The sequence below is a fragment of the Larkinella ripae genome (genome assembly GCF_054780775.1).
Genome location: NZ_BAAGVR010000014.1, coordinates 167,088 through 189,723 on the forward strand (window position 1 = coordinate 167,088; position 22,636 = coordinate 189,723).

Here is a 22,636-nt window from a genome sequence, read left to right on the forward strand (position 1 = left end):
CTCCTGTTCAAATCGCTTTTGTTAACAACCATCAGGTCACTTTTTTCAACTTCTCGTTTTTCGATTGGGCGTATACGTTATTAATAAATACTCCCAAACTCCCGAATTGTTCCGGATTCTTCCTCAAAACCGCTCCGAAGCTAAATCCCAAAACCCGGTTTTCCCGGTGTTCAGGACGACTGAAAACCGGCTGCGTAGGGGGAAAAAGGTCCTGCAGTGTCTATGGAAAAAGCCGGTTTTTTAACCCTCATGTTTCTTTTTTCCTGGACCTCATGATTCGGAATTACTTTACCATCGCCTGGCGAAATCTGATTCGCAACAAAGCGTTTTCCGCCATCAACATCCTCGGGCTAGCCCTGGGCATGGCGTCCAGTCTGCTTATTTTCCGCTGGATTCAGGACGAACGGAGCAGGGGCCGGCAGCACGAAAACGGCGCCCACCTGTACCGCATCATGGAACGGGAATACACCGACGGCAAGGTGGTGGCCGACGAAGACACGCCCGGGCTGCTGGCCGACGAACTCAAAAAAGTGTTTCCGGAAGTGGTGTATGCCGCCGGTTTTACCTGGTCTGAGGAACACGTGCTGGCGGCCCAAAACAAAATCATGCGGCAGACCGGTAATTTTGCCGGGGCCGACTGGTTCAGGATGTACAGCATTCCGCTGCTGGCGGGTTCGCCCGCGACGGCCCTCAGCACCCCCAATAGCCTGGCCATTTCGCGAAAGCTGGCCGAGCGATATTTTGGCAGTCCGCAGCGGGCGCTGGGCCAATCGCTGCGGCTGGACAACTGGATCGATTATCAGGTCACGGCGGTTTTTGAAGATCTGCCCGCCAGCGCGCTCGAAAAATACGATTTTCTGCTCAACTGGGACGCTTTACTGAAACGGGAACCCTGGGTGAAAGAATGGACCAACGGCGGGCCCAAAACCCGGGTTCAACTCCGGCCCGACGCCAACGTGGCCCAGTTCGACGCCAAACTCAAATGGTTTCTGAAAGGCCGGAACACCGATTTTGGCCCTACTTTCTACATCAACCTGTTTCTGCATCCCGAAGAAGATGCCTATCTGTATTCCAGTTTCAAAGACGGTTTTCTGAACGGCGGGCGGATCGAATCCGTGCGCTTGCTGGCGGTGGTGGCGGTTTTTCTGCTGCTGATTGCGGGCGTCAATTTCATGAACCTAGCCACGGCCCGCTCGGTGAAACGCGCCCGGGAAGTAGGCGTTCGCAAGGTGGTGGGGGCCAAACGCTCCGCGCTGGCCGGGCAGTTTATCGGTGAAGCCCTCCTGCTGACGACCGTCGCCCTGCTGGTGGCGCTGCTGCTGGTCCTGCTCGTCCTTCCTTTTTTCAACCAGTTGACCGATAAAACCCTGACGCTGCCCATCGGACAGCCGATTTTCTGGCTGTCGCTGCTGGGCCTGCTGCTGGTCGTCGGTTTTCTGGCGGGGAGTTATCCGGCGCTGTTTCTGTCGTCGCTCCATCCGGTGCGGGTGCTGAAAGGAACCCTGCAATTTGGGGCGGGGGCGCAGTTATTCCGGCGCGGACTGGTCGTTTTTCAATTTGCGCTATCGACGCTGCTGATGATCGGAACGGTGGTCATTTACCAGCAATTGCGGTTCATTCAGACCAAAAATCTGGGGTACAACCGGGAGAACCTGATCAAAATCCCGATGGATGGCGCCCTGGCGACCGATTATCCGCTTGTTAAGCAAGAGCTACTCCGCCTGAACGGGATTCAGGCCGTTACGAAAATGAACGGCAATCCGCTCCGGAATGGCAGCACGACGGAAAGTGTCAACTGGCCGGGCAAAGATCCCAATGCGACCATTTCGTTCAACAATACAGCGGTTGGCTACGATTTTGCCCAAACGATGAAACTCACCTTCGTGGAGGGGCGCGATTTTTCACCTGGTTTTGGGACCGATTCCGCCAACTACCTCATCAATGAAGCGGCCGCCAAACGCATCGGGTACAAAAAGCCGGTCGGCCAACCGCTGACGTTCTGGAATAAACCGGGAAAAATCATCGGGCTCCTCAAAGACTTCCATTTCAACTCCCTGCACGAACCCATCCGACCGCTGATCATTCGCCTGGCCGACAACCACTACGGCAGCCTGCTGATCCGGACGCAACCCGGCCAGACCGCGCAGGCCCTGGCCAGCATCGAAACCTTTTGCAAAAAAATCAATCCGACGTTTCCGTTCACCTATTCCTTTGTCGATACCGACTACCAGATGACGTACAAAAGTGAAACCGTGGTGGGCAAACTGGCCACGCTTTTTGCCGGTCTGGCCATTTTCATTGCCTGTCTGGGTTTGTTTGGTCTGGCGGCTTTCGTGGCCGAGCAGCGCACGAAAGAAATCGGCGTCCGCAAAGTGCTGGGGGCTTCGGTGGCGAGCGTGGTGGCGCTGCTCTCCCGGGATTTTCTGAAACTGGTGGTCATCGCCATCCTCCTTGCTTCGCCGGTGGCCTGGTACGTCATGCAGCACTGGCTCCAGGGTTTTGCCTACCAGATTGAGATCGGCTGGTGGGTGTTTGCGCTGGCGGGCTTCCTGTCGGTGGGCATCGCGCTGCTCACCGTCAGTTTTCAAAGCATCAAAGCCGCCCTGATGAATCCGGTTCGCGCGCTGCGCTCGGAATAAACGATGACCAATGAACAGGCTGACGCATCCCCGTTCATTGGTCAATCACTTTCTGCTTGTTCATCGGTTAGGTTTGGAAAAACTCAGGCAATTCGGGTGATGAAAGCGCCCCGCTCCGGCCCCGCGCCCACCACCGAAATGCAGATTTCGTCGCCGGTTTGGGCCCGGCCGCTGGTCAGGTCGTCGTGCAGGAGCTTGACGGTGCTGGTGGCCACCAGATTCCCGTAGGTTTCAACATTGACCCCAAACCGGGACCGCGGAATGCCGCAGGTTTCGATCAGGTAATTCAGAAACCCGTTGGTCAGCACGGGGCTGGCCTGGTGGGTGTAAATTTTCCGGACGTCGGTTAAATACGTCGGGCGGTTTTCGAGCAGGGTCTGGTGGTTCAGCATCATGCCTTTCCTGTAATACTCCTTCACGCGGTCGCCGGCCATGCCGAAGCAGGAAAGCGCTTCGGATTGCGCCTGCCCCGGCGGATTGAGCGCGCCCCCGCCCATGTAATGAATCAGCGGATCGTCAAAACCGCCTTCCGAGCCAAACGCCAGCGAGTCGCGGGAGTAAAATGCCAGACCGCCCCGGTAGCCGGTTTTTCGCAGCACCAGCGCCGAGGCCCCATCCGAGAAAAGCGCCGACGACATCCACAGCGAGCGGCCCAGCGGATGCACCGGATTCTGTTTGTAAAGCGGGGTTTGGGTGTAGAGGCTGCTCAGGCTGTAGGCCACAATCAGGATATTTTCGGCCGACAATTGCGTGGCTAGCTGCATGGCCCGCGCCATGCCGGCACAACCGGCTCCCAGTTGAAGCGGCACCACCGAATCCGGAATTCGCAGGCTTTTCAGGAAGTAAAACGCATCCTGATCGAGCAGCACCTGGTAGGGCGAACAGGTCACAATGATGGCGGCATCAATCTGGCGGGGCGAAATCTGGGCGTTGGCCAGCGCTTCTTTCGCGACCTGCGTCACCACGTCCTGATTTTGAAAAACCTCCGGCGCCCAGCTCTTCGACCGCACACCCAGCACTTTTTCGACCATCGGGCCGTCCAGAAACCGGGAAGGGTCTTTTCGATCCGGAACCTGAAAGGACTCGGCCCAGTCGGCAATGGGCGTCGGGTCGGCAACGTAGCTACTCAAACCGGCGATGGCCAGCTGAACCGGGCGCACCGGCGATTGTGAAGGGAACCAGGACATTAGCAGGCTGTTGTTTTTCGGTGGAGAAGAAAACCGGCGCGCCCGTTCGGGCGGTTTCTTCAACCATGAAGATACGAGCATACCTTGCTGAATTGTCAGACATTTTCTGTAGAGTGCCGGATCGTTTATTCAAACCGGCCGAAACCGCCTTTGAGAAGGAGGGAATGAACGATTGAATACTGAATATTGAATACCGAATAGCGCAGGGACTATCCGCGTGTAACGACAAGCGAACCCAGGCGGAGCCACTTCAACATTCGTTATTCGCCGTTCAGTATTCGCTATTCGATCTTCGTTCATCCAGCAAAATTACCACGCTTCCAGTCCCAGCAGCTTTTTCCCTAAGTCGCTCAGGTTGGCGGTTGGGTACCGGGTTTGTTCCCAGCCGCGCGGATCGCCGGGAAACGCGTAGCCTTCGGGTGCTTTGCGGTCGCGCCAGGAGGTGATGCGCCACTGCCGCAGCGCTTCGTCGTCTTCTTGCGCGGGCATCATCGAAATGTACTGCGCAATCCGGACTTTGTGGCCCGACAAATTCGGACGAATGCCGTGCGGCTGCGTGCTGTTGAAAATGAGCAGATCACCGGCTTCCAGCTTTACTTTCACCAGCTCAAAACCGGTGGTGTCGGGCTTAAAATGATCCCGGTCGGCAGGCTGGGTCAGCTTCCAGGTGTCGTAGGTGCGGTAGAGTTCGGGGATGCACTGAAAACCGCCCATGTTTTCGTCGGTCTGGTCGGCCAGCGCCAGCACACCCTGCACGTTTTGCGGTTTTGTTTCCGGATCATAGTCCCAGTGAATAAAGCCTTTGAACTCAAAACCGGGTCGGGCGGGCAGGTTCAGGTTGGCCCGGTCGATGGTCACCCAAAGCTTTTCCGTCCCCCAGATGTCCACGAATGCGTCGTAGATGCGGGGCGACTGCCGGTTTTCCCAGAGATACGGGTGGTTGTAGATTTCGACCATGCCGCTGTTGCTCAGCTCCTTCATTTTCATTTCGGCGCGGGGCGGGGCATACCAGGTTTCGGGATCGTTCGGGTCTTTTTCCTCAAATTCCCACAGAAACCGGGCCAGGCGTTCGGCCTGTTCTTTCGGAACCGCCCTTTTGATGACGATGTAACCGTTTTCAATCCAGAATTTCCAGTCGTCTTCCGACAGCACCCACAGCGGTTTTCCGTTGGTCCGATCATTAAGTTTCAGGTGACTGCTGGTGGCAGTCGACGGGTTTCCGGGAATGTCGTTATGGGCCGTATTCGGCTGCATGGTGGCAGGCGTTCCTGTCGGGGTCATGGTTGGCGTCCTGGTTTCCATCGAATCGGATTGGTTTTAGATTGAACAGGACAAAGGTAAAACCGCCGGGCGGTTGCGGGCTACACGCCGAGTGACCACTATTTGAACAGGATTGATAGTTTATGACTCTTTTTTAGATCCCTTCGTATAGCTTTGTACAAATCACTGGCGTATGAAAGCGTATCTGGAAGAAATTCAGGCCGATACCGACAGTTCGTTCCGGCTGTTGCTGACCCCCCACCTCAACGATTTTTTCTTGTGGCATTTTCACCCCGAATACGAACTGGTTTTTATTGAGAATGCCGACGGCCCCCGGCACGTTGGCGATCATCTCTCGCGTTACGAAGGCAGCGATCTGGTGTTTATCGGCTCCTACATTCCGCACCTGAACTTCGATTATGGCGTTCGGACGGATTACCGGAAAGTGGTGATTCAGATGCGGGAGGATTTTTTGCGCGATAATTTCCAGAAAATGCCGGAGCTGACCGACATTGCCCGGCTTTTCGATCGGGCGCGACACGGCATCGCTTTTCACGGCAACACGAAACGGATGGTCGGCAAACGACTGGTGCGGTTTCATCAGCTGTCGCATTTCCGGCAACTGATCGAGCTGCTAGAAATCTTTCAACTGCTGGCTACCTCGCCGGACTACACCCTGCTGAACCGCCAGCCCGTCGAGTCGCCCTACAACGCGAAGGAGCAGCAGCGGTTGCAGCGCATTTACCGGTTTATCGACGAAAACTACGGACGGAAAATCGAGCTGGCCGAACTCGCCGACCTGACCAACCTGACGGTGGCGGCTTTTTGCCGGTATTTCAAAAAGATGACGCGCACCACGTTCACCGAGTTTGTCAATCAGCACCGCGTTCGGGAAGCCAAGCGCCTGCTGCTGTCCGATCAAACCGTGACGGAAGCGTGTTTTGCCAGCGGTTTTGAAAGTTTGTCGTACTTCAACCGGACATTCAAAAAGCTAACGGGACAAAATCCGATGGCGTTCAGAAAGCAGCACGTGTAACGTTTTCCCCAACTCCATCGGGGTTGACTGTGCATAGCCACGTACACCTGTGGGGCGGGGCGATTGCGGGGCAATAAAGCAACCCGGTTTATGGGCGGTTTTTCCGCTGCCAGAATGCGTAAAAGGGGATTCCAGTGGCAATCAGACCCAGCCCCAGGAAGGCTTCGCGCGGCTGCTCGACGAGCGTGATGCCGACCAGGGCCAGGCAAAACAAGCCGAAAACAGCCGGCAAAACCGGGTAGCCAATCACCCGATACGGCCGCGCCAAAGCCGGGTGCGACCGCCGGTAGAGCATCACGCCCAGCGCCGTGGCGCCGTAGAAAATAAACGAGGCAAACACCAGCATATCCGTCAATTGATCGAACGTGCCGGACCAAACCAGTCCCACGGCCCAGGCGCCTTGCCAGACAATGGCAATAAACGGTGTTTGGAAAGCAGGGTGAATCCGGGACACCGAACGGAAAAACAAACCGTCGCGGGCCATGGCGAAATAAATCCGGGCGGAGGTCAGAATGGTGCTGTTCGTGGCGTTGAAAGTGGTGCACAGGATCAGGACGGACACCAGCGTGGCGCCGGTCACTCCGCTCACCCGCCGAATCACTTCAACGGCGGCAATGCGCCCGGGTGTTTTGCTGAGCGCCATCAGGTCTTCAATCGGCAGCACATACACGTACATGACGTTCAGGAGCAGGTAAACCCCCATAACGAAAAACGTGCCCAGCCCGAGCGCCAGGGGCAGGTTGCGCTGCGGATTTTTGATTTCTTCCCCAATGTACGCGATGTTATTCCAGCCGTCGTAGCCCCAGAATGCCCCGAGCGAAGCAATGAACATGGCTTTAACCAGCACCAGGCCGCTACTGGTTCCGCCGTCAAAAACCGGGCTGTTGTGACTCAGGTTGGCGAAACTGCCCAGCGGTGAGCTGAAGCCTACCACACTCAACCCGAAGATTGTTAACAAGATAGCGGAGGTCAGCACCCAGCTAATGACGCCCGCAAACCGGATGCCCCGGTAGTTGACCAGACTCAGGAGCAGAATCAGAACCGAAGCGATCACGTTCGCCCGAAAGCCGGTTTCGTCGTCCAGTGCCAGCAGGCCAATGAGCGACTGGGCGAAAATGTGCGCCAGGGCGGAGATCGAAGCCGTTCGGACCACCACAAAATTGCTCCAGCCGTAGAGAAAAGCAAAAAACCGGTTGTAGACTTTCTGGTAATACACGTATTCGCCCCCCGACTGCGGAAACATCCCCGCCATTTCGGCATTGGTCAGCGCGCCCGCCAGACTCACCAGGCCGGCCAGCAGCCAGCATAGCAGAATCAGGCCCGGCGATTGCAGCTCGGCGGCCATCGGAGCCACTTTTTTGAAGACCCCCGAACCGATCATCATGCTGATGACCAGGACGATAGCCGAAGGCAGGCTCAGAACGCGGGCCAGTTTGACAACGGGTTTCATTCGTTACCGGGCCCAATCGGTTAAACCCAGACCCGGCAACCTGCTGGGACGCATGAAGCCGTCCTCAATTTTAAAACCGCCTTTTACCACATCATCGGCGAGGTCCAGGCTGCCGTCCAGATCAATGTAGCGCGTATTCGGGCAGGCAAAAGCCGCATGCAGAGCCGCCGTAATGCTGACAATGCTCTCGTCGTTGCAGCCCCAGAACAGCTCAATCCGGCTCAGCCGGGCCACCGTCGCAATGTCGAAAGCGCCCCGGATGCCGCCACATTTCATGAGCTTGATGTTGAAAATACCGAAGGGCTGCGGCTCCCGGGCCAGCTTCAGGGCGGTTTCTCCGTCTTTCAGCGATTCGTCGGCGGCCAGTTGCTGGCGAATGGGAAGCGGCAGGGCGCGAAGTTCGTCCTCCGTTCCGACCGCCAGCGGTTGTTCGATCAGCTCCACCCCGGCGTCGTCGGTCTGGCTAATAAACCGGATCAGCTGGTCGGCGGTATAGCCCTGATTCGCGTCGACGCGGAGCACGAGGTCGGGGCCAAACTGCTCGCGGAGCATCCGAATCCGCCCGCTATCTTCGGCCACATCCAGACCGGTTTTTACTTTCAACACCCGAAACCCCTGCTGCACATAGTCCCGGGCGGCTTCCAGCGTATCGGCGATGTTCATGATGCCAATCGTGACAGACGTTGGCAAAGTCGTAATTTTCTGTCCGTACAATTCGACTACCGGAATCCCCAGAAACTGGCCGAACGCATCGTGCAGCGCGATATCAAAAGCCGCCAGGGTGCCGGGCCAATGGGGAAAGAGCTGCCGCGCTTCGTCGATCACCTGAAACGTGTGCCGGATGTCGCGCCCGACAAACTGCTGGATGGCGTCACTTTGCAGGTTGGTCAAGGTCTGTTCCGGCGACTCCCCCACCACTTCCGGCGATGGGTTGGCGGCTCCGATGCCGGTGATTCCGTTGGTTAATTCGACGATCAGGAAGATGTTTTCGACGGCCGAAATGGTCTGATAAGCAATTGTATACGGTTTGGTCAGGGCCAGGTCCCGGCGAAAAGCCCGGATGGATTTAATCTGCATGACGAACGGTTTTTTCGATGACCTGACGAATGAGCGGTACCACCGGCGCAACGCCTTCTTCCAGCGGCAACACCACCGGAATGCCCAGCCGGCTGGCGTATTCCTGCTGAAACGCCCGGGCTTCCTCCGGCGAACAGTCTTCCGTGTTCAGGGCCAGCGCCAGCACGTCAGCCCCAAACTTCCGAATGATTTCAATTTCCGACTCCACCGACGGAATCGCCCCCCAATGCGGTTCGTAGTCGAAAAACCGGCGCTTGGGCGCGTGCATCAACACGACGTGCCGGGCGTTGCCGGAAACCAGAAACTCCAGTCCGCAGGGGCCGCTGGGGTTGCGCAACGACGACTGGCCTTCAAGCAGCAAAACCTCGGCACCCGTCTCCTGCCAGCACGACACCAGCGCGTGTTCGATTTCGCCGGAAATGAAATCGTTGAGCGTCGAGTCGAAAATAAAACCGTATTGACCACCCTGCAACCAGCCGGTTTGGCCGGTATAAATCATCTGGGCGTTCAGGCCGGCGGCCTGGCAGGCCTGGGTCAGCAGCCGGGTGGTGGTGCGTTTGCCCATCGCACAGTCCATGCCCAGCACGGCCACAACCGGCGCGGTAATGGTGAAAACCGCCCCCGACCAGAAATGCAGCTCGGCGCGGGCTTTCGGTTTCCGAATGTCAATCAACTGGGCGTTGTGTTCGGCCGCCAGTTGGACGAGCGCGGGCCGGTCGTTGAGCAAATCGTGCAGGCCATTGACGACCGACAGGCCGTTTTGCAGGCAGGTTTCGATCAGAAACAGGACTTCCAGCGGCAGAATACCGCCCGTGGTGGCCACGCCCACAATGCCGTACTGCACCGGCCCGGCTTTTTCCAGGGCCTCTTCCAGGGAAGCAAAAACCGGAATAAGGCGGTTTTTTCCGTCCAGCACCTCTCCCGCGTCGCGCCCGGCCGTCGGCGGATCAACGACGCCCGCGATCGTATATCGTTCACTGTCCCGAATGAGTCCGTGGGCGGTTTTGGCGTTCGGTGTGGCCAGCAAGCCGTTGGTTAGAAGTAGGGCGCGATCTGCCATGGTCTGTTGCGAATGAGTCGGCAAAGAAAGGGCATTCTCCGTAATCCTTGCTAAAATTTCAACAGAACTGACCTTTCCCTGATAAAATAGCTGAAAACTCCATTTTTATCTAGTATTTATTCCGCTGCGCTAAAATCGGATAACAAAACCACCTTTTTCCGGGTCCTACCTTTAGGCCGAGAAGGCAAAAAGAAACTATGCGCATACTTTGGACATACTTGAAACCGCACCGCTGGCTGGTGTTTTTCTCGCTGGTGCTGGCGGGCATCAGCCAGATTCTGACGATGATTGATCCGCTGATTTTCGGGAAAATTATCGACGAATACGCGACCAAACCGGCCGTTCGGTCCGAGAAGGAACTGGTGCAGGGCGTTTTGTTCTGGCTACTGGTGGCCGTAGGGATCGCTACGCTGGCGCGGCTGGCCAAGTCGTTTCAGGAATATTTTATGCGGCTGGTGGTGCAGCAATTTGGTACGCAGGTGTTTAACGACGGCCTGAAACAAACGCTCCGGCTGTCGTTTCAGGAGTTTGAAGAACAACGGAGTGGCGAAACCGTGGCCCTGCTGCAAAAAGTGCGGACCGATACGGAAAAGTTTATCAACGCGTTCATCAATATTCTGTTTTCGTCCATCGTCGGCATGGGCTTCCTGACCTGGTACGCCATCACCAAACACTGGGCGCTCATTCCCATTTTCATCGTCGGCATTCTGGTGCTGGGCGGTTTGACCGGTTTGCTCAGCAAGCAGATCAAAACCGTGCAGCGGGCCGTCAACCGGCAAACCGTGAAGCTGGCGGGCGCCATTACCGAGTCACTGCGCAACATCGAACTCGTGCGGAGTCTGGGGCTGACGTTCCCGGAAATCCGGCGGCTGAAGCAATACACGCAGCGGATTTACGAACTCGAGATGGAGAAAACGCGGCAGGTGCGCCGGTTGTCCTTTTTTCAGGGCACCACGCTGAATGTGCTCAAACAATCGATTTTATTCGCGCTCCTGTGGCTTATTTTCCGGGACGTTCTGACCACCGGCGAACTGATTTCCATGCAGTTTATCTCAACGGCGATTTTCGCGCCTTTGCAGGATCTGGGCAACATCATTTTGTTTTACCGGGAAGCCGAAGCGTCGATTGGCCTGTTTGACAACCTCATGCACAAACCCATCGAACGGCGGCCCGACGACTCCATCGACTTTGGCGTGCTGGATCACCTGCGGTTCGAGAACGTCGTTTTTCGGCACCAGACGGCCAACCAGAACGCGATGGACGGAATTTCGTTTACGATCGGAATGGGCGAAACCGTAGCGTTTGTCGGCCCGTCGGGTTCGGGAAAATCGACGCTGGTGAAGCTGCTGCTGGGCCTGTACAAACCGGTTTCGGGCGAAATTTACTTCAACGACGTTCCGGCCAGCCAGATCCGCTACAATCCGATGCGCCGACAGATCGGTTTTGTGACGCAGGATACGCAACTGTTTGCGGGCACGATCAGGGAGAACCTGCTGTTTGTCAAACCGGATGCGACCGACGACGAGATCCGCGAAGCGCTGCACAAAGCGTCCTGCGATCAGCTGATTGCCCGATCCGGCAAAGGAATCGATACGGTTTTGGGCGAGGGTGGCGTGAAACTGTCGGGGGGTGAAAAGCAACGCATTTCCATCGCCCGCGCCCTGATTCGGCAGCCCCGCCTGCTGATTTTTGACGAGGCCACTTCGGCGCTGGACTCGCTGACGGAAGAAGCCATTTCCGATACGGTCCGCAGCATTTCGGCCCGGCGCGAGCAAATCACCATCCTGATTGCCCACCGGCTCTCGACCATCCTGCACGCCGACCGGATCATCGTGCTGGAACGCGGCCAAATCGCCGAAACCGGCACCCACGCCGAGCTACTCGGGCAGAAAGGACTGTATTACGCGATGTGGCGGCAACAGATCGGGGAGCGTCGGCCGGAGAAAACGGTTGTTACTGAAACATTGATGAAATAAAGGCTAATTGTAAAAGGGTGATTGGTACCTGTAAACGTAGCCGGACGCTCGCCATTTTTACAGGTACCAATCACCCTTTTACAGTTAGCCTTCTCTTTTTAATTCTTCGGCGCTCCGCCCTGCGTGGCCGGTTTTTGCTCCGTCGCCTGCCGTTGTTGCTGCATCGGATTGGCAGCGCCACGGCTCGCTCCCTGCTGTTTGAACAACTGGAAGCGGGTGGGCCGTTGCGCCTGCCGCGGGAATGAATTGTTTTCGGTGTCAATGTCGGCAATTTCCTGGAAAGGGTCGAGCGTCCACTGGGTCACCTTCTTGGCCGTGGCAATCACCTTCTGAATCTGCCCGTCGTTGAACCGCCAGATCTCCGCCGGAAAACGAGCCACCGAATCCGTGCCGTCCTCAAACTGCATCCTGACAATCACCGGCATGGGCAAACCGCCTTTGTTCTTCAGCGTCAGCGTGTAGAAGTTGCCGGTGGTGTTGAGCACCCTGCGCTCCTGATCGGTGAGCGTCGTCAGATATTCCTGGTATTTTTCCCGGTCGGCGTCCGTCACCGCGTAGGGATCGTAGCTGTTGTAGAAGTCCTTCATGGTCGAGTCCTGAGCCACGACGCTTTGTTGCTGGGTGGCCGCATCGCGCAGCTTGCTGATGGTTTTGGCCTTGCCTTCGGCTTCGGTGCGGGCGAGGGCTTTTTCAACGTCGGGGTTCTGGGTGTTGATCGTGTACCAATCGACTTCGACCAGATCCTGATCGACGGGCTCCACGCCGTAGAACCAGCCCTTCCAGAACCAGTCCAGATCCACGCCCGAGGCATCTTCCATCGTCCGGAAGAAATCCGCCGGGCTCGGATTCTTAAAAGCCCACCGACGCGCATATTCCTTGAACGCGTAGTCAAACAACTCGCGGCCCATGACCGTTTCGCGCAGGATGTTCAAGGCAACGGCCGGTTTGTCGTAGGCATTCGGACCAAACTGCAGAATGTTGTCGGACGAGGTCATGATCGGCGTCAACTGAGACGGGTCTGACTTCATGTACGGAACGATGCGGTACGGTTCGCCGTAGCCGCTCGGGAAGTTATAATCCCACTCCTTCTCCGCCAGGTATTGACAAAAGCTGTTCAGTCCTTCGTCCATCCAGGTCCACTGCCGCTCGTCGGAGTTGACGATCATCGGAAAAAAGTTGTGTCCCACTTCGTGGATAATCACCCCGATCATTCCGGCTTTGTTGCTTTCGGAATACGTGCCGTCCGGGTCGGGCCGCCCACCGTTGAAGCTGATCATCGGGTATTCCATGCCGCCGTAGCGGGTCGCGTGGCAGGAAATGGCTACGGGGTACGGGTACTTGAAGGTCCGGTTTCCGTAGGATTTCAACGTATGCTCCACGGCCCGGGTCGAGTATTGCTCCCAGAGCGGGTTACCTTCTTTGGAGTAGAACGACATACTCCAGATTTTGCGCCCGTCGCCGTAAACGTCGGTTTGCATGGCATCCCAGATGAATTTGCGGGAAGACGCAAAGGCGAAGTCGCGCACGTTGTCGGCTTTGTAGATCCAGGTTTTCTTGCCGGTCGGTTTGGCGTTTGCGCCCCCGGCTTTTTCCGCAGCGACGGCTTCGGCCTGCGTCACGATTTTAAGCGGGGTTTTGGAAGTGGCGGCCTTCTGCAACCGCTGAAATTGCGTGGGTGTCAGCACCTGTTTGTAGTTGAGACATTCGCCGGTGGAACCCACGATGTGGTCGCTCGGCACGGTAATGGCGACCTTGTAATTTCCGAAAATGAGCGTGAACTCGCCCTGCCCCAGAAATTGCTTGTTTTGCCAGCCGTTTACGTCATCGTAGGCACACAGGCGCGGAAACCAGTGCGCAATAAAGTAATTCCGGTTGCCATCCCCCGGAAAATATTCAAAACCGCTCCGGCCGTAATAAGTGGTGATGTTGTAATTCCAGTCGACCGTAAAAACGAAATTCTGACCCGGTTTTAAGGGCGTGGGCAGCTCGACCCGCATCATGGTTCCGTTGACGGCATACTTCAGCGGCTTTCCGGCCGCAGTCCGAACGGCGGTTAGTTTATGACCATATTCTTTCTGGGGATCGGTCTGGGCACCGGGTTCGGCGTTGTTGAGGTTGTGCAGGCGCGTCAGGCTGGTGCCGCTGGCCGAAACCACCGATTGCGTACTTAAATTGGCCGTCGAATTCTTTTCGAACAGGTTCTGATCCAGTTGAAGCCAGATGTACTTCAGAACGTCGGGTGAATTGTTAAAGTACGTTACGGTTTCCGTACCGATGATTTTCTGGTTGGCATCGTCCAGTTCCACCTTGATGTCGTAGTCGGCCCGGTTCTGGAAAAAATCGCGGCCGGGCGCGCCGGCTGCGGTCCGAAAGGTGTTGGGCGTGGGCAATTGGGGCCCCAGCTGCTCAAACCGGTCGTTGGCCTTATAGTTGGGCGACGAAGGTGCCTGAGCCCAGACGAAGGCCGGCAGACCCAGGAAAACCGCAAGCAATGCGGAACGTTTCATTCTCATCTGTTGATCGAAGTGTTGGTATAAAAGCGGGTTACTATGAAAAGGGTAAAGATAAAATGAAAGAAGAAGCGTCCCAAATTTCCGGACAGGAATCGCGTCTCGCCTATTTCCCGTCTTTCCCGTAAAACCGCCAGGTCGTCTTGAAATCCTTGTTCAGCTTCTGGTTGGTCAGGATGGCGCGGATCATCTCGACCGGCATGGCATTCATCTGCATAATGGCGTCGTGAAACTGCTTGTAGGTCATCTTTTTGCTGTCCACAAATTCTTTTTTCAGTCCGTAAAACTGAAAACCGCCGGTCATGTACGCCAGTTGGTAAAGCGGAGGATAGCCGCCCACGAACGACCGGCGCACTTCGCCCTCGGCGTTGGCCCGCTCGTGCCCGACCCGATCGACCAGAAAGTCGATGCACTGCTGCGGTGACCATTTGCCGAGGTGGTAATTAAGCGAGAAAATGATGCGGGCGCAGCGGTGCATCCGCCAGAACAACATGCCGATGCGGTCTTCCGGCGACTGCGGAAAGCCCAGATCCCACAGAATCATCTCCCAGTACAAGGCCCAGCCCTCGGTCCAGAACGGCGTGTCGAAATGCCGGTAGGTTTTGTAGCGATTGTTCATAAATCCCTGCAAATGGTGTCCGGCAATGAGCTCGTGGTGCACCGTGGAGCGGGAGAAATGCGGGTTGTTTCCGCGCATGCTCATCAGCTTGTCTTCGTGGCTCATCGCGTCCGTCGGATACGAGATCAGGATCGTTTCGCCCCCCAGAAAAAACGGACTGACTTTTTGCCGGGCGGGCGACATCATCTGCATCCGCCAGGTTTCCTCCGCAACCGGCGGAATTGTGATCAGGTCTTTCTGCTTCAGAAACGCAATCGACTCATTATACAGCCGCAAAATCAGCTCCGGTTGCCGACCGGCGGGCACCACGCTGTTTTTAACTTTTTCCTGGGCGGCTTTCCAGTCGGTACCAAATCCCATTTCCTTCGACGCTTTCAGCAGCTCGCGGTCGCACCAGGCAAATTCGCGGTTGGCTATATCCACGAGGTCTTCCGGCGAATACGGAATCATTTCGTACTGCAACTGCCGGAGCAGTTCCTCGCGCCCCACGGCAATGCCCGCAATTCCGCTGCCATCGTCCTGGGTTGGGGCCGCTTCCCGGATTTTTTTACTCAACAGGCTGGTGTAAGCCGTCAACAGGCTGTCGGTTTTGCGGTACGGTTGGGGCACCCACCAGCTAAACGACGGGTCGTAGGCATTGTAAAAGGTAAACACGCTTTTCAAAGCCGCCTGCAAGCCTTTGGCGGTTCCTTCGGCGCGCCGGGCCAGCGCGGGGTCGATCTTCTCCGTTCTTTCAACCGTCTTCCGGCTGGCCAGAATGTCTTTTCCAATGCTGTTCAAATCGACCGCGACCTGTTCGGCCACCAGCGGAGTGCCGCGCCGACGGAGCTTTTCGAGGCTGTAAATTTTATCCGCAAACGGAAACCAGTTCTTGGTCTGATTAAACTCTTTTTCTTCGTCGGCCAACTCCTGGAGTTCATTCCGCAGATTGCGCTGAAACAGCAAATAATCCACGCGGCTGTCGGTGTTCATCCGGTCGAAATCCAGTTGCTGCAACTGCTTCAGGTACTCCGTATGAAATGTTTTCAACCGCTCCCGGCGCTCGGGCGAATTGGTGATGGTATAAAACCGGCTCAGGCTGCCCCAATCGGCTTCGTACTGCGTCAGCAGGTGGTGCACATCGCTCGTCTGCCGGGACAAACCGGTCACTGGCGTGGGCTGGGCAAAAACCGTCGTTGAACAAACCGCGATCAGCAGGGTGATTCCTAAACGTTTCATAAGGTCCATTTTTTACCGTCCGTCATTCCCCGGATTGGTCCGGATAATATTGAGAAAAGAAACCATTCGCAAATTACCACCTACATTTTGTGCAGAAAGCAATACCGCCATCCTTCGCGGCCTTTTTTAGTAGGTATTCCGCTTTCGGCGCTTTTGAAGAGAAATTACCCCAACTTATGAAACAGTTTATTCAAAGTTCCCGCGATTTAGTACGCGGTCTGTTTTTCGGAACCCTGCTTATTGCCCCCGCACTGGCGCAGACACCGGCCTCGGGCCCGGCAAAAGCAGCCATTTTAAGCCGGTGGGAGAAGCAGGTAACGCCCGAAAATGCCTGGCGCGAATACCCGCGACCGCAGATGGTCCGGGCCAACTGGCAGAACCTGAACGGAATGTGGGAATACGCCATCCGGCCCAAAACCGAGGGCCAGCCCGCGAAATTCGACGGCCAGATTCTGGTGCCGTTCGCCGTGGAATCGACCCTTTCGAAAGTAACCAAAGGCCTGAACACCAATCAGCGGCTCTGGTACCGTCGGAAAATCACCATCCCGGCGGCCTGGAACGGCCAGCGGGTGCTGCTGCACTTCGGTGCGGTGGATTACGAATGCAATCTATGGCTCAACGGCGGGCTGGTGGGCTCCCACACGGGCGGTTCGGACCCGTTTGACTTTGACATCACGGATTTCCTGAAAGCGGGCCAGAATGAGCTGGTGCTGGGCGTTACCGACCCAACGACGGAAGGCGAGCAACCGCGCGGCAAGCAGGTGTTCAATCCGAACGGCATCTGGTATACCCCGGTTTCGGGCATCTGGCAAACCGTCTGGCTGGAGCCGGTTCCGAATCCGGGCTACATCGAAGAAGTTCGCATTACGCCGGACCTGGATTCGAGCCGCATCCGGGTGGAAGTGTTGCTGAACAAACCGATTACGAGTCCAACGAGCGCTATCCGGCTGACGGCGCTGGACGGAACGCAAACCGTGTCGAGCCTGCTGATCCGGTCGGGGCGGGTGGCGTATGTGCCCATCAACAATCCGAAACTGTGGTCGCCCGACAGCCCGTTTCTCTACAACCTGAAAGCCGAGCTGGTCACGGTGAATGATCCGTTCCCCAATACCGAAAACCGCAACCGCCCGCGCCATAACGAAGCCGAGCGTTCGGCTTACGCCAAAGCGGTGGTGAGCGGCAACGCGGCCGATGCCGTGACGAGCTATTTCGCCATGCGGAAAATTTCGATGGGACCGGGCCCGGTGGCCGGACAACCCATGCTGTTGCTGAACAACAAAGTGGTGTTTCAGAACGGGCCGCTCGATCAGGGCTGGTGGCCGGGCAGTTTGCTGACGCCCCCTTCGGACGACGCGATGGTATTCGAAATCGATTTCCTGAAAAAATCCGGTTTTAACATGCTCCGAAAACACATCAAGGTGGAACCGGCCCGGTATTATTACCACTGCGACCGGCTGGGCATTATGGTCTGGCAGGATATGCCGTCGGGCTTTTTGAGCGGTCAGGATATGCACCCTTCGGAAAACGTCGAGCCGCTGCGCCGGTCGAAAGGCAAGGAACAGTTTGAGCTGGAATTGCGCCGGATGATGAACCGGCTGCATAATCACCCGAGCATCGTGACCTGGGTGGTGCACAACGAAGGCTGGGGCCAATACGACAACGTCCGGCTGGCCGACTGGACGAAGGCACTCGACCCGAGCCGCCTGATCAATGCCGCCAGCGGCTGGACCGATCTGGGCGCGGGTGATTTCTACGACATTCACACCTATCAGGAAGTGCCGAACATTCCGGAAGCCAAAAAAGACCGCGTGATTGTGGTGGGCGAGTTTGGCGGTATCGGCTGGCCGGTCTCGGGCCACCTCTGGGACCCCAACAAACGGAACTGGGGCTACCAAACCTACCAGGACAAGGATGCGGTTTTGAAAGCCTACCGCACCAAATACGGTAAAATGGTGGAAATGTACCAGAAAAACGGCGTTTCGGCGGCCGTTTACACCCAGACCACCGACGTCGAAGGCGAAGTCAACGGGCTGCTGACCTACGACCGGGAAGTGATCAAGATTCCGGTGGAAACGCTGCGGGAAATTCACGCGCCTTTGTTTAAATAATGGCCCGTAGGCGTTAGCCGTAAAATCGTACCCGGTTTTTGAAGCCGGAAACGGGGAGGATTTTACGGGCTAACGCTCCCGGTTTAAACGCCCCGCCTTTGCTGCGATAGGTCGCGTCGGCGGTTCCCGAAAACCGGTTTCGTTATCGCCAGTCACTTTGCTCAGTCCGTCATTCAGCGGGACAGTTTTGGGGGCGTTGCGTAGTGAAAATTAAAATTGCCTTTTATCACTCTTTCAGCAAAAAATCCCGCACCAGTTCCAGTTGGTCAGTGCTCAGGAAATCGGCCCCGGCTTCACGGAGTTTGGCCCAAACCGCCGGATCTTCGGGGCAGGCCCAGAGCCGCAGTTTTTTTCCTTCGCCGTGAACGCGCTGCACCAGTTGCCTGAGCTTCCGGAATTGCTCATCGGGCAGGGGTCCCTGCCCCCGCCAGCTCAATTGATTGGTGTACGAATCGCTGACCACCGGCATCAGGTTCGGACTGAACCCCTTGCCCAGATCAGCCGGCCGACCGTCGATGCCCGCCAGACGGTTTTTTGCTTTTTTCAGGGTTTCAATTGGCCGGTTTCCGGAAATAAAAACCGTTACCGCGCCCGGCTGACAGCGGTTTCCCCGGCAACTCGTCAGGATGGAGCGATACCGTTGTAGGACGTTTTCCAGCGCTTTGTAGGTGCTGTCGGCCCCGGTTTTGAAGTCGATCATCAGGTAAACCGGGCCGTTGTACTTCGGATACACCCGGCCCCCGTTTTGCCGGATTCGGGCGGCCAGCGGACGCAGGTACAGGTTTTCAAGGGATCGGTCCACGTTCCAGAAAGCCGGGCGGTTGTGGGCCACATAGAGCGAATCACCGTTGGCATACACATCCGCTTCGACGCTCGTAAAACCGTGGTCGAGCGCATCCCAGAGCGGCCTTGACTGCTCGTAATCGTTGTGCGCGTGGGCGTTGGGCAGCGGCTTGGCGGTCGCCAGCGGCTGCGGAGCTTCCAATCGGGCGATGGGCTGCGTCCAGGCGGTTTCGACATCACCGGCTTCAAACGGGTTGTATTTGGGCTTGCTGGATATGATTTTGGCCCGCACCAGCCGCTCGTCGGTAATCGCGTAGCGCGCTTCCGTGCCGGTCAGCTCGCGGAGCACTTCCGGTTTTTCCTGCCCGTGCCGAATGCCGATAAACTGGATTCGGTAGCTAACCGTGGGTTCGGCTTTGATCTTGAACGCCAGCGTCGAAGCGGTTTGCGTCAGGTTTTCCAGCGTCACGCCCGTGGTGGCATAAAACCGCCCGGCTTCCAGGGCTTCGATAATCGTGTTGGGTTTCAGTTCGGGCGCGTTCACCATGACCCAGGCCCGGCCCGAATTGCTGAACGTGGGACCAAAGAAATAATAATGGTGGCTGTCGTCGGTGGCCAGACCGAGCATCAGCGGACGGCCCTGTTTGAGAAAATGCAGGTTAATTTTGTCCCACATTGACTCGGTGCCTTCGCGGGTGCTGTCGCCGTAGTTATGTACGAGCGGGTGGCCGTTGAAAACCTCAAAAAACCGCTCGTGCCGAAGCTGCATGAGGTCGTTGGCCGTGATCGCGTAATAAAAATTCGGGTGATTGATGTGCGGAAACATGGGCTGGCTGGTCTGCCGCCGTTGCGCCACCAGGGCGTCGATGTTATTCTGCATCACCTCGGCCACGCTATTGCCCGGCAGGGGCCGCAGCAGGTTCTGCACGTTGGTCATGTTGATATGAATGGGCTTGCCCTGAAAACCGGTGGAAACCTCTTCGCTTTTCAGAATCAGGAACTTACCCGGTTCTTCAAAATAGCTTCGGTATTCGCTCAGGTTTTTCAGCCGGACTTTCAGCGAATCGTTCGGGCCGGTTTCGTACTTGACCCAGTCGGGGCCGAACGTTCGCAGATACCGCTCAAAGGTGCGTCGGCGTTCGGGCGCGCGGGGCACCTTGATCCACCGCTCCCCTTCCTGAAACGTGTTATGATCCGACAGGCCAACGAAGTGATAGCCGTTGGCCTTGTACCAGTCCATGATCATTTCGGGATAATCGTCGCCGTCGCTCCAGAGCGAATGCGTGTGCAGGTTGCCTTTGTACCAGTTCTGGGCCTGCGCCACTGAGAGCGCGATGAGCAGAAAGAATGCAAGCAGGAAGGGTCGCATGACGGTCAGAAAGAGGATGCAACCGGGAAAGCGACCGACGGCCGGTTTCTAACCGACCCGGCTTTGTAATTCTAATTCGGTGCTCGTTATTCACTATTCATGATTAAGAACGGAAAACAACATCGAACCCCGAATAGCGAATGTTGACTAACAAACACCAAAAACCGGGCATAAAAAAAAAGAACATGCCCGCCGGGCATGTTCTTAATCGCTTCAGTATCTATATCTTTCGATTAAATAACTTCTACGTTAACGGCGTTCAGACCTTTTTTACCTTGTTCTACTTCGAATTGAACTTTGTCATTCTCACGAATTTCATCGATCAAACCGGATACGTGAACGAAGATGTCTTTGTCTGAATCCGAAGGGGTAATAAACCCAAACCCTTTGAGTTCATTAAAAAATTTAACAGTTCCTGTTTGCATTATATTGTATTGTATTTGAAAATTTTACCAAAGTTAGTCAAAATAAATCAGAACCGCACAACACCTCCGATTTATTTTGAAAATCGGTCCAAAGGCCCGTCAGGCTCTCAGCGTTCGGGGGACCTCGTTCTCCCCTTGATTGGGTGAAATTTTCGAATCTGAATCCAATTCGCAGCAAAATATACCGCAACTCACCTTCGATTCGTTATATTGCTCTGTTAGCGGCACGAACACAGATTCCCTTTCGGTTGTTAACAGGTAATCAACTGATAATTTTTCTTTTATGGCGTTTAAAAAGTTGGTGTTCCGACTGTTCAGTCTTTCTACCATTCTTCTGTCCGGTGCGGCTTTTAGTCAGACGTCCCAATGGTTTCACCTAGATTCGAAAGCCGATAGCGTCTGGGGAATCAGCACCGACCGGACCTACCGCGAGTTACTCAACGACCGCAAACCGATCCCGGTCGTCGTGGCGGTGATCGACGGCGGGATTGATTCAACGCACGAAGATTTGAAACGGATTTTGTGGACCAACCCGAAAGAAATTCCCGGCAATGGCATCGACGACGATAAAAACGGATTTGTCGATGACGTTCACGGCTGGAATTTTATTGGTGGGAAAGATGGCCGCAATGTGCAGTACGAAACCGCCGAAGTGACCCGGCAATACGCCCGGCTCCGTCCGCTCTACGAAGGCAAAAAACGGGCGGCCCTCAAACCGGCGCAGCAGAAAGACTACGATCTGTTTGTGAAGTACAAAACGGAAGTGGAAAAGAAACGCTCCGAATACCAGGAGCAGTTCAAATCATACAGCGAATTCAGCAACCAGTTGGTTACGATCATCGGCGGACTGAAAACCGCCCTGGGGGTGTCGAAACTGGATACGGCCACCCTGCGCAACCCGGCTACCGACAATGATTTTGTCAAAAAAGCCGCCGGAGCGCTGTACGAAATGACCGCCGAACAGGGCTTCGCGCAGGCGGAAGATATTCAGAAGGAACTCGAAAGGGGCCTGGAAGATCTCAAAGCCAAAGCCGAATACGCTTATAATCCGGACTACGAAAGCCGCTCGATTGTGGGCGACAATCCCAACGACCTGAACGAAACCGCCTACGGCAATCCGGATATCACGGGCCCCGACGCCCTGCACGGCACGCACGTGGCCGGAATCATTGCCGCCGACCGCACCAACAACCTCGGCGTGCTGGGTGTGGCCGATCAGGTCCGGATTATGGCCATCCGGGCCGTTCCGGACGGCGACGAACGCGACAAGGATGTGGCCAATGCCATCCGGTATGCGGTCAATAACGGCGCTCAGATCATCAACATGAGTTTTGGAAAGGATGTGTCACCCCAGCGCAAAACCGTCGACGACGCCATGCGGTACGCTCTTTCCAAAGGCGTTCTGCTGATTCATGCCGCGGGGAATGACAACAAGCTGCTCGATTCGACCGCCAGTTTTCCGGCCGACCGGTTTATGGACGGTTCGGCCATTCCCAACCTGATTACGGTGGGCGCGATTACGTCGAAAAACGACGAAAACCTGGTGGCGTCCTTTTCCAATTACGGCCGAAAAACCGTTGACGTGTTTGCACCGGGCATGGCGATTTATTCCACCACGCCCAAGAATGGCTACGACAACCTGAGCGGTACGAGCATGGCGGCTCCGGTCGTAACCGGTATTGCGGCCGTTCTGAAATCGTATTTCCCGAAACTGACGTCCACGGATATAAAGCGAATCATCGAAAAATCGGCGGTGGTGCAAAACCGCAAGGTGCTGCGTCCCGAATCCACCAACCTGGTTGATTTCTCGGATCTGTCGAAAACCGGGGCCATCGTGAATCTTTACGAAGCCGTCAAGCTGGCCCAGGCCGAAGAAGCCGCAGCGGCTGCCAAGAAAGGCTAACGGTTTTTAAATCAAA

General features: G+C 56.1%; 14 protein-coding genes. 5 read left to right on the forward strand and 9 right to left on the reverse strand.

Features of this window, described 5'->3' with window-relative positions; translation table 11 throughout:
- Positions 1-272 precede the first annotated feature (272 nt).
- On the forward strand, positions 273-2,639 hold the full coding sequence (locus ACYVHX_RS07575) for an ABC transporter permease (RefSeq protein ID WP_460671030.1): 2,367 nt from the start codon (positions 273-275) through the stop codon (positions 2,637-2,639).
- Positions 2,640-2,722: 83 nt separating this feature from the next.
- Here ACYVHX_RS07575 and ACYVHX_RS07580 read toward each other — a convergent pair whose 3' ends face one another.
- Both ACYVHX_RS07580 and ACYVHX_RS07585 read right to left on the reverse strand, forming a co-directional pair.
- Complete coding sequence (locus ACYVHX_RS07580) at positions 2,723-3,826, reverse strand: 3-oxoacyl-[acyl-carrier-protein] synthase III C-terminal domain-containing protein (RefSeq protein WP_460671031.1); 1,104 nt, start codon at positions 3,824-3,826, stop codon at positions 2,723-2,725.
- A 309-nt stretch (positions 3,827-4,135) separates the two neighbouring features.
- A complete protein-coding gene (locus ACYVHX_RS07585) occupies positions 4,136-5,107 on the reverse strand; it encodes a phytanoyl-CoA dioxygenase family protein (protein WP_460671032.1) in 972 nt (323 codons plus the stop codon).
- 172 nt (positions 5,108-5,279) lie between these two features.
- Between ACYVHX_RS07585 and ACYVHX_RS07590 the strand changes: the two genes are divergently transcribed.
- The gene (locus tag ACYVHX_RS07590; RefSeq protein ID WP_460671033.1) at positions 5,280-6,122 is read left to right on the forward strand and encodes a helix-turn-helix domain-containing protein; all 843 of its coding nucleotides are present in this window, start codon (positions 5,280-5,282) and stop codon (positions 6,120-6,122) included.
- Between the two features lie 88 nt (positions 6,123-6,210).
- Here ACYVHX_RS07590 and ACYVHX_RS07595 read toward each other — a convergent pair whose 3' ends face one another.
- From ACYVHX_RS07595 to ACYVHX_RS07605, 3 genes are read right to left on the reverse strand one after another with little or no spacing between them, the layout of a single operon-like run.
- Positions 6,211-7,572: an APC family permease gene (locus ACYVHX_RS07595; RefSeq protein ID WP_460671034.1), complete on the reverse strand. Its 1,362-nt coding sequence runs from the start codon at positions 7,570-7,572 to the stop codon at positions 6,211-6,213.
- 3 nt (positions 7,573-7,575) lie between these two features.
- Positions 7,576-8,649, reverse strand: a complete 1,074-nt coding sequence (locus tag ACYVHX_RS07600; RefSeq protein WP_460671035.1) for a mandelate racemase/muconate lactonizing enzyme family protein — start codon at positions 8,647-8,649, stop codon at positions 7,576-7,578.
- Positions 8,639-9,709 (reverse strand): DUF1611 domain-containing protein, encoded by a 1,071-nt coding sequence (locus tag ACYVHX_RS07605; protein WP_460671036.1) that lies wholly within the window; start codon positions 9,707-9,709, stop codon positions 8,639-8,641. Before ACYVHX_RS07605 ends, ACYVHX_RS07600 begins: the two co-directional genes overlap by 11 nt.
- A 197-nt stretch (positions 9,710-9,906) precedes the next feature.
- On the opposite strand from ACYVHX_RS07605, the gene ACYVHX_RS07610 reads away from it, so the two are divergent.
- Entirely contained in the window at positions 9,907-11,685 is a 1,779-nt protein-coding gene (locus ACYVHX_RS07610; RefSeq protein WP_460671037.1) for an ABC transporter ATP-binding protein, read from the forward strand.
- Between the two features lie 98 nt (positions 11,686-11,783).
- On the opposite strand, the gene ACYVHX_RS07615 is transcribed toward ACYVHX_RS07610, so the two are convergent.
- Together ACYVHX_RS07615 and ACYVHX_RS07620 are read right to left on the reverse strand one after the other, a co-directional pair.
- Entirely contained in the window at positions 11,784-14,192 is a 2,409-nt protein-coding gene (locus tag ACYVHX_RS07615) for a M1 family metallopeptidase (RefSeq protein WP_460671038.1), read from the reverse strand.
- A 109-nt stretch (positions 14,193-14,301) separates the two neighbouring features.
- Positions 14,302-16,041, reverse strand: a complete 1,740-nt coding sequence (locus tag ACYVHX_RS07620) for a DUF885 family protein (RefSeq protein ID WP_460671039.1) — start codon at positions 16,039-16,041, stop codon at positions 14,302-14,304.
- A gap of 167 nt (positions 16,042-16,208) precedes the next feature.
- Between ACYVHX_RS07620 and ACYVHX_RS07625 the strand changes: the two genes are divergently transcribed.
- On the forward strand, positions 16,209-18,140 hold the full coding sequence (locus ACYVHX_RS07625) for a glycoside hydrolase family 2 protein (RefSeq protein WP_460671040.1): 1,932 nt from the start codon (positions 16,209-16,211) through the stop codon (positions 18,138-18,140).
- 226 nt (positions 18,141-18,366) lie between these two features.
- Here ACYVHX_RS07625 and ACYVHX_RS07630 read toward each other — a convergent pair whose 3' ends face one another.
- Together ACYVHX_RS07630 and ACYVHX_RS07635 are read right to left on the reverse strand one after the other, a co-directional pair.
- Positions 18,367-20,292: a histidinol-phosphatase gene (locus ACYVHX_RS07630; protein ID WP_460671041.1), complete on the reverse strand. Its 1,926-nt coding sequence runs from the start codon at positions 20,290-20,292 to the stop codon at positions 18,367-18,369.
- Between the two features lie 233 nt (positions 20,293-20,525).
- Positions 20,526-20,717, reverse strand: a complete 192-nt coding sequence (locus ACYVHX_RS07635) for a cold-shock protein (protein ID WP_038120070.1) — start codon at positions 20,715-20,717, stop codon at positions 20,526-20,528.
- A gap of 283 nt (positions 20,718-21,000) precedes the next feature.
- Between ACYVHX_RS07635 and ACYVHX_RS07640 the strand changes: the two genes are divergently transcribed.
- The gene (locus ACYVHX_RS07640) at positions 21,001-22,620 is read left to right on the forward strand and encodes a S8 family peptidase (protein WP_460671042.1); all 1,620 of its coding nucleotides are present in this window, start codon (positions 21,001-21,003) and stop codon (positions 22,618-22,620) included.
- Positions 22,621-22,636: the final 16 nt, after the last annotated feature.

Coding starts and splice junctions, on each gene's coding strand:
- ACYVHX_RS07575 (WP_460671030.1), top strand. CDS start 273: ATGATTCGGAATTACTTTACCATCGCCTGGCGAAATCTGATTCGCAAC.
- ACYVHX_RS07580 (WP_460671031.1), bottom strand. CDS start 3,826: ATGTCCTGGTTCCCTTCACAATCGCCGGTGCGCCCGGTTCAGCTGGCC.
- ACYVHX_RS07585 (WP_460671032.1), bottom strand. CDS start 5,107: ATGACCCCGACAGGAACGCCTGCCACCATGCAGCCGAATACGGCCCAT.
- ACYVHX_RS07590 (WP_460671033.1), top strand. CDS start 5,280: ATGAAAGCGTATCTGGAAGAAATTCAGGCCGATACCGACAGTTCGTTC.
- ACYVHX_RS07595 (WP_460671034.1), bottom strand. CDS start 7,572: ATGAAACCCGTTGTCAAACTGGCCCGCGTTCTGAGCCTGCCTTCGGCT.
- ACYVHX_RS07600 (WP_460671035.1), bottom strand. CDS start 8,649: ATGCAGATTAAATCCATCCGGGCTTTTCGCCGGGACCTGGCCCTGACC.
- ACYVHX_RS07605 (WP_460671036.1), bottom strand. CDS start 9,709: ATGGCAGATCGCGCCCTACTTCTAACCAACGGCTTGCTGGCCACACCG.
- ACYVHX_RS07610 (WP_460671037.1), top strand. CDS start 9,907: ATGCGCATACTTTGGACATACTTGAAACCGCACCGCTGGCTGGTGTTT.
- ACYVHX_RS07615 (WP_460671038.1), bottom strand. CDS start 14,192: ATGAAACGTTCCGCATTGCTTGCGGTTTTCCTGGGTCTGCCGGCCTTC.
- ACYVHX_RS07620 (WP_460671039.1), bottom strand. CDS start 16,041: ATGGACCTTATGAAACGTTTAGGAATCACCCTGCTGATCGCGGTTTGT.
- ACYVHX_RS07625 (WP_460671040.1), top strand. CDS start 16,209: ATGAAACAGTTTATTCAAAGTTCCCGCGATTTAGTACGCGGTCTGTTT.
- ACYVHX_RS07630 (WP_460671041.1), bottom strand. CDS start 20,292: ATGCGACCCTTCCTGCTTGCATTCTTTCTGCTCATCGCGCTCTCAGTG.
- ACYVHX_RS07635 (WP_038120070.1), bottom strand. CDS start 20,717: ATGCAAACAGGAACTGTTAAATTTTTTAATGAACTCAAAGGGTTTGGG.
- ACYVHX_RS07640 (WP_460671042.1), top strand. CDS start 21,001: ATGGCGTTTAAAAAGTTGGTGTTCCGACTGTTCAGTCTTTCTACCATT.